5 protein-coding genes and 1 tRNA gene are annotated in these 7103 nt (G+C 44.3%); 4 read left to right on the forward strand and 2 right to left on the reverse strand.

The window, feature by feature from the left end; genetic code table 11:
- The first annotated feature begins 1 nt into the window (after position 1).
- Positions 2-214 (forward strand): hypothetical protein, encoded by a 213-nt coding sequence (locus WAA86_RS08480; RefSeq protein WP_337300569.1) that lies wholly within the window; start codon positions 2-4, stop codon positions 212-214.
- 364 nt (positions 215-578) lie between these two features.
- Here WAA86_RS08480 and WAA86_RS08485 read toward each other — a convergent pair whose 3' ends face one another.
- Positions 579-1895, reverse strand: coding sequence for a tyrosine-type recombinase/integrase (locus WAA86_RS08485; RefSeq protein WP_337300570.1), 1317 nt, complete (start codon positions 1893-1895; stop codon positions 579-581).
- Between the two features lie 202 nt (positions 1896-2097).
- A tRNA-Leu gene (locus WAA86_RS08490) sits at positions 2098-2179 on the reverse strand.
- Between the two features lie 175 nt (positions 2180-2354).
- Between WAA86_RS08490 and WAA86_RS08495 the strand changes: the two genes are divergently transcribed.
- The 3 genes from WAA86_RS08495 to WAA86_RS08505 all read left to right on the forward strand — a co-directional run bounded on the left by WAA86_RS08495 (position 2355) and on the right by WAA86_RS08505 (position 6676).
- Entirely contained in the window at positions 2355-3743 is a 1389-nt protein-coding gene (locus WAA86_RS08495; RefSeq protein ID WP_337300571.1) for a dipeptidase, read from the forward strand.
- Positions 3744-4502: 759 nt separating this feature from the next.
- On the forward strand, positions 4503-4868 hold the full coding sequence (locus WAA86_RS08500) for a BlaI/MecI/CopY family transcriptional regulator (protein ID WP_337300572.1): 366 nt from the start codon (positions 4503-4505) through the stop codon (positions 4866-4868).
- Positions 4869-4870: 2 nt separating this feature from the next.
- Positions 4871-6676 carry a M56 family metallopeptidase gene (locus WAA86_RS08505; protein WP_337300573.1) on the forward strand — a complete coding sequence of 602 codons (1806 nt, stop codon included), beginning with the start codon at positions 4871-4873 and terminating at the stop codon, positions 6674-6676.
- Positions 6677-7103 lie beyond the last annotated feature (427 nt).

Below are 7103 nucleotides of genomic sequence, written 5' to 3' on the forward strand. Positions count from 1 at the left end.
CATGAAAAAAATCGTTATAAGTATTTCAGACGAACAATATGAAAAAATGGACGCTCATATAAAAAAGGGATCCGCACTCAATCTGAACAATGAAACCTTCTCCGGTTATGGCCTAATTCTAAATAATGCGGAAGGCGGTTTTTCTTGGTTAGAAGTAGATATGTATACCAATTTGGATTTAGGAGATGTGAATTGGAGTATTGAGGAAAGTTAAGAACTACTTTTCTTTCAACTTATGTCTTTTATAAATCAAATTGATTCCAAATTCAGTAAGTGATATTTTTGGAAATAAAGACTGGTTTAATCGCCCAGTTTGCTAATAACATGAAAGTTAATTTACAAGACAGGAATCTTTGATTTATAAAACCAGTTGACGAGGAATACTATTTTTGATTGAAACCAAGATATATCGCAATTTGGATGGAATCTATTAGTTAGTAAACCCCATAACTACTTAAATTTGTATGCCTTTAGAGAACAGTGGTTTTTTGAGGCATATATAAGGTAGTTTTCAGTGGTTATTCGGATATTTGGAAATGGTGGTAATTGGTGGTTAAACCAAACACCACCATTAACCACTAAAAATTCATATTGTAACTACTGGACCAATCTTCTGGTACCACCGCCCCGATATCGCGCAAATAATTTCTAAGGGCATCCTCGCTCTTGTGACGTGTAATGTTCATCAAATTACCAATGGCCTCGTTTTCCGATTGCCCACTAGCCACAAAACTTTGGAACAGGTCCACAGCAGCATTGTGCCTAAAAGAATAGGTGGTCTTGTTGGCATCAAATCCAAAGTGTTCCTTAATGGCCAAAAACCTTTTGCTGAAATAGGCAACCCTTCCCTTTTCCGAAGAATTCCAAGCTCCTGGTTTTCCCGAAGGAGTGAACAGTAAATCGTTCTTCTTGCACTTATGCAACTTCTTGGTCAACAAGAATTGGTACATGGGCTCTATCATCAAGATATGGGACATCGTATCGGCTTTGGTCGGGATGGAGACCAAACGTTTCTCCATATCTATATGCTTTACCTGTATCCTTACGATCTCTTGGTTCCGCAAAAAGGAATAAAAAATAAAGCGGAGAAAATCGTATAGCACTGGCTCGTGCTCCATACAATGGTCCCTTATAATTTTGACCTCTGCCTTTGTAAAAGGCTGGTTCTTTTCGGGCTTACCCTTTTTGGTCTTGATGTCAGGGAAGAAATTCTTGGGCACAATTTTATCCTCGTACAATTTGGCCATGATAGCCCCCAAGTGTCTTTTGGTGTTGGCAACCGATGTAGGTTTCAGCCCCCTTCCACTTGGTGGGTCCCTTCTTAGATAATTGAGGTAGTCGATGATGTGGGATTGTTCCAGTTCCAAGATATCCAACTTGTCCAATCCCATATCGTCGCACCATGCCAAGAAGAGGGTCACATAATTGTAATAGCCCTTATAGCTACCAAGCTTCAAGCTCCCTTTTTTGTGTTCAAGGCCATGTTCAAATGCCAGCCTTACCGTCATGATATTCTTAGTGGAATCTTCTCCTTTGATACCTGTGAGGTTCTTTAAATCTTCATCATAGGGCGAGTACCCCCCTTTGAGCATATCGTACATGATATCGCACATCATCTTCCCTACCTTCTTTCGTTCTTTAATGGAGTTTAGGGAATTTAGTTTCCTGTAGATCTTAAAAGGTCTGTTGCCCATTTTCCCGGTAGCGGGATTTCGGAAATAATAAAAGACGTACCACCGCTTTCCTTTTTCTATCGTGGCCACCTCCTTGCCATTTTTCCTCTTGGTGGAGATGTACAACTTTGGTTTGGAGAAATAATTGACCAGTTCGATCCTCGGGCGATTTACATACTCTTCTACATACTCATTGGTAAATTTCTTGTGGAGCCCTTTCATATCAGAAAGGTTTTAGAAACGACAAAACCCTTGTGTTTACAAGGGCTTTGAGCGATTGTACAGGCGGAGAGACTCGAACTCTCACACCTCACGGCACTAGATCCTAAGTCTAGCGTGTCTACCCCCCGATAGCTATCGGGGCCACCACTTCAATCAATTCCAAAAAAAAAGCTCCTCATAAATGAGAAGCTTTCTTACTAAGTACAGGCGGAGAGACTCGAACTCTCACACCTCACGGCACTAGATCCTAAGTCTAGCGTGTCTACCAATTCCACCACGCCTGCATTTCAATACCTCCTTTTAAAAACCAGATTTTTAACTCCGATGGGCAAATTTACAATTGGCTGTAAAGCGCCTCGCCTTCAAAAGGACTGCAAATATAAAGCAAATTTTGTATTTTGAAATACTTAGGCAATAAAAAGTTCTTTTTTGTATTTTTATGCCTTATTAAAACATTCTATGCAAGACATATCAGCTTACGTTACCAAGAATAAAGAACGCTTTATCAATGAGCTAATTCAACTTCTAAAAATCCCATCCGTCAGTGCCGATCCCGCTTATTCCCAAGATGTTATGGACGCCGCAGCTTCCGTAAAAACATCCCTTTTGGAGGCCGGTTGCGATAAGGCGGAAATCTGTGAGACCAAAGGATATCCCATTGTTTACGGCGAAAAAATAATTGATGCCAACCTTCCCACCGTTCTGGTCTACGGACATTATGATGTGCAACCGCCAGATCCCATAGACCTGTGGGACTCCCCTCCTTTTGAGCCGGTCATCAAAAATACCGACCTCCACCCGGAAGGGGCCATTTTCGCCAGGGGCGCCTGTGACGATAAGGGGCAGATGTACATGCACGTAAAGGCATTGGAATACATGGTGCAGAACAACCAGCTTCCCTGCAACGTAAAATTCATGATCGAAGGGGAAGAAGAAGTAGGGAGCGAAAACCTATCGGAATTTGTGGCCAACAACAAAGAAAAACTCACCAACGATATCATCCTTATTTCAGATACGGGTATGATCGCCAAGGAAGTTCCCTCCATCACCACGGGACTTAGGGGACTCAGCTATGTGGAGGTAGAAGTCACTGGCCCCAATAGGGACCTGCACTCCGGACTCTATGGCGGTGCCGTGGCCAATCCCATCAATGTACTGACCAAAATGATCGCATCCCTACACGATGCAGATAACCATATTACCATTCCAGGATTCTATGACAAGGTAGAAGAACTTTCCAAGGAGGAGCGGGCAGAAATGGCCAAGGCCCCCTTTGATCTGGAAAAATACCAAGACGCCCTAAAAATAGCATCGGTTTACGGAGAAAAAGGGTATACCACCAATGAACGCAACTCCATTAGACCTACTCTGGATGTCAACGGGATCTGGGGCGGTTATATCGGCGCCGGCGCCAAAACCGTGATTGCCAGTAAGGCCTATGCCAAAATTTCCATGCGTCTGGTCCCCAACCAAGATTGGAAGGAGATCACCCAACTGTTCAAGTCGCATTTTGAGAGCATCGCCCCGGCAGGGGTAACGGTCAAGGTAACGCCCCACCATGGCGGACAGGGCTATGTGACCCCTATTGACCATATCGGGTACCAGGCAGCGTCCAAAGCCTATGAGGCCACCTTTGGAAAAACACCCATTCCACAGCGCAGCGGGGGCAGTATCCCCATTGTGTCCCTGTTTGAAAAGGAACTGAACAGCAAGACCATTTTAATGGGCTTTGGACTCGATAGCGACGCCATTCACTCCCCCAATGAGCATTTTGGGGTGTGGAATTACCTGAAGGGAATTGAAACCATTCCGCATTTCTACAAGCATTTTACAGAGCTTTCCAAATAAGCATAGGTCCATGGGCGGAGTCGGGAAAAATCAACCTCTCGACTCCGCTCGAGGTGACCATGCTGGCTAAAACAATAACAGGCGCTAAGCTTCAGCTGTCAGTTTGAGCGCAGTCGAAACCTTCATGACAGCAACATCCAAAATACCTCTCGACTCCGCTCGAGGGGACCATGCTGGCTAAAACAATAACAGGCCCTAAGCTTCAGCTGTCAGTTTGAGCGCAGTCGAAACCTCATTGACAGCAACATCCAAAATACCTCTCGACTCCGCTCGAGGGGACATTATGGATAACTCGCTTAAAAGTTACAACGCAGTTGCTGTCAGTTCGAGCGGAGTCGAGAACTACGTGACAGCAATCGTAAAATCAATAAAATCTTGTCGCAACAAATATAATTGCCCAAGACCTCTCTACTCCGCTCGAGGGGACCATGCTGGCGAAAACAATAACAGGCGCTAAGCTTCAGCTGTCAGGTTGAGCGGAGTCGAAACCTTCATGACAGCAGTGCTAAGAATGAACCTCTCGACTCCGCTCGAAGGGATAATTGACAGCTACACTACTTCTCAGTCTGGCGTTCCCCTGCGGGTCGCTCTTTCCGCTATATCTTTTAATAATAGGCCTATCTAATAGCATAAATCCGAACCACCCCTTATTAAAAGGATGCCGCTGCAATAGCTAACGCATTCGCAACTTTTTACACTCTACATTTGTAGAATTCATAAATTTGCTCTATGTTTGTAGAACACTATAGCCCATAGCCCATGAAACTCTCCAAAAGCGAAGAAGAACTGATGAACCACCTCTGGAGTATGGAAAAGGCCTTTATGAAAGACCTATTGGAGGCCTACCCAGAACCCAAACCTGCCACCACCACCGTGGCCACCCTTTTAAAGCGCATAAAGGATAAGGGATTTGTGGACTACACCATGTCGGGCAATGCCAGGGAATATTATCCACTGGTAAAAAAGAAGGACTACTTTTCCAAGCATGTCAACAGCCTTATCAAGAATTTTTTTAACGACAGCGCCTCCCAGTTCGCCTCTTTCTTTACCAAGGAAACCGATCTTACCAGGGAAGAGTTGGAAGATCTAAAGGCCATTATAGATAACGAACTCAAAAAGAAATAACCATGTGGATCTATCTCTTAAAATTTAGTGCACTTCTGGCCATCTTCCTGCTGTTCTACAAGGTATTTTTGGAACAGGCTACCATGCACCAATTTAAACGATTCTACTTATTGGGGGCCTTCCTTCTTGCCATGGGCATTCCGGCCATTACCTTCACCGAATATGTTTTGGTGGAACCGCAAACCTTCAGTACAGATTTTGTACAAGCCTCCACCTTAGCGCAAAATCCCACCCTTATAAATGAACCCATTACTTATTTTCCCTATATCCTATGGGGTCTCTATGGACTTGGGGTAGTCTTGTTCTCCATCAAATTTTTAATCAATCTATCAGGGGTCATCAAAAGGATCAAAAATAATCCGAAAGAAAAGTCCGGTCACTGCCAACATGTTTTACTGCAAGATCCAATAGCACCACATACCTTTTTCAGCTATGTATTTTTCAACAAGAAAAAATACATATCCCACCAGATTCCACAAGAAGTTTTTTGGCATGAGGAGACCCATGCCAAACAAAAACACAGTCTGGATATCCTTCTGCTTGAGCTCCTGCAGATTGTTTTATGGTTCCATCCCCTGATCTATATTGCCAAGCATTTTATAAAACTGAACCACGAATTCCTGGCGGACGAAGGCGTACTGCACAAAGGGGCAACGACATCTACCTATCAAAAAATATTACTGGCATTTTCTTCTCCAGATAATCCAGAACCAGTTTTATCAAATTCAATCAATTATTTATCAATCAAAAAACGAATCATCATCATGAAAACACACACTTCTCAAAAAGCCCTTTGGCTCAAAAGTCTATTGCTGTTGCCTTTATTGGCACTATTGCTCTTTAGTTTTAGCAATAGGGAAATTGTGGAATTGGAACAGAAGACCACAGCACAACAAATAACGACCCCATCCAAAATAGCAACGGAGATACCCACGGAAAAAGCAGAAATCATTGAGATTCTCATCAATAAAAATGGACAGTTATTGGTCCATTCACAGTTGGTGGAGCTCAAAGACCTGGGTTCTTTTTTATTGAAGTACAATATGGACCTTTCCAAAGAAGAACGCTCACAAACGGTCCCTTCCATCATCACTATAGATCGGGAAGCCCCAAAAAAAGTCATCCAAGCAGTGGAGGCTATCCTTACGGAATACGGGGTGGCCACCATCAACATTAAGGGGAGGACGTACTCCCAACAAGAAAAAGGGGCCACCAATACGGAGATCAAAGAATACAATGCCTTGGCCAGAAAGTACAATTCCCAAGCAAAAGGAAAGTACGTGATCAAAACAAAGGACGTGACACGCTTAAAGCAGCTTTATGACCGTATGACCCTGGAACAAAAGGCATCAGCGGAACTGTATCCCAACTTTCCACCTCCGCCACCAGCAGTTGCAACTCCCAAAACGCCCAAGGTGATGAAAAATTCGGATTTGCCTGCGCCACCGCCATTACCTGCCGATGCCCCTGAAGTCGCAACTCCAAAAACGCCCAAGGCTGCAGAAAACTACAAAAAGGGCAACCCCAAACCGGTCTATGACCATAAAGGTAGGGATGGAGAAAATTTAGCAGTAGTTGTCACCACCGATGAGAACCAGATTGCCCCGCCTCCTCCACCAATGCCCCCTTCTGCCGATTTGGAAAAACTGGCGGAACAAGGAGCGACATTCTTCCTGAATGGAGAGCCCATTTCGGCTGAGGAAGCCATCAAAATTGCCAAGAAAAACAAGGATATCAACATCAATATTGAAGGGGTAGATTCTGAGCCGCCAATGGTGAAGATCACGACCAAGTCATGGAAGAACTGAGCAGTATCAAAACCTCTCGACTCCGCTCGAGGGGACCATGCTGGCGAAAACAATAACAGGCGATAAGCTTAAGCTGTCAGGTTGAGCGGAGTCGAAACCTTCATGACAGCAGTGCTAAGAATGAACCTCTCAACTCCGCTAGAGGGGACCATGCTGGCTAAAGCTATAATAATCGCAAAGCTTAAGCTGTCAGGTTGAGCAGAGTCGAAACCTCATTGACAGCAACATCCAAAATACCTCTCGACTCCGCTCGAGATGACATTGGGAAGTACGACCTCTCGACTCCGCTCGAGGGGACCACGCTGGCTAAAACAATAACAGGCGCTAAGCTTAAGCTGTCAGGTTGAGCGGAGTCGAAACCTCATTGACAGCAACATCCAAAATACCTCTCGACTCCGCTCGAGATGACATTGGGAAGTACGACCTC

It is taken from the genome of Sediminicola sp. 1XM1-17 (genome assembly GCF_037203765.1).
GTDB lineage: Bacteria > Bacteroidota > Bacteroidia > Flavobacteriales > Flavobacteriaceae > Sediminicola.

What these genes read in the sequence shown, in the direction of transcription:
- WAA86_RS08505 (WP_337300573.1), top strand. Translation starts at nt 4,871, where the DNA reads ATGTGGATCTATCTCTTAAAATTTAGTGCACTTCTGGCCATCTTCCTG.
- WAA86_RS08500 (WP_337300572.1), top strand. Translation starts at nt 4,503, where the DNA reads ATGAAACTCTCCAAAAGCGAAGAAGAACTGATGAACCACCTCTGGAGT.
- WAA86_RS08480 (WP_337300569.1), top strand. Translation starts at nt 2, where the DNA reads ATGAAAAAAATCGTTATAAGTATTTCAGACGAACAATATGAAAAAATG.
- WAA86_RS08495 (WP_337300571.1), top strand. Translation starts at nt 2,355, where the DNA reads ATGCAAGACATATCAGCTTACGTTACCAAGAATAAAGAACGCTTTATC.
- WAA86_RS08485 (WP_337300570.1), bottom strand. Translation starts at nt 1,895, where the DNA reads ATGAAAGGGCTCCACAAGAAATTTACCAATGAGTATGTAGAAGAGTAT.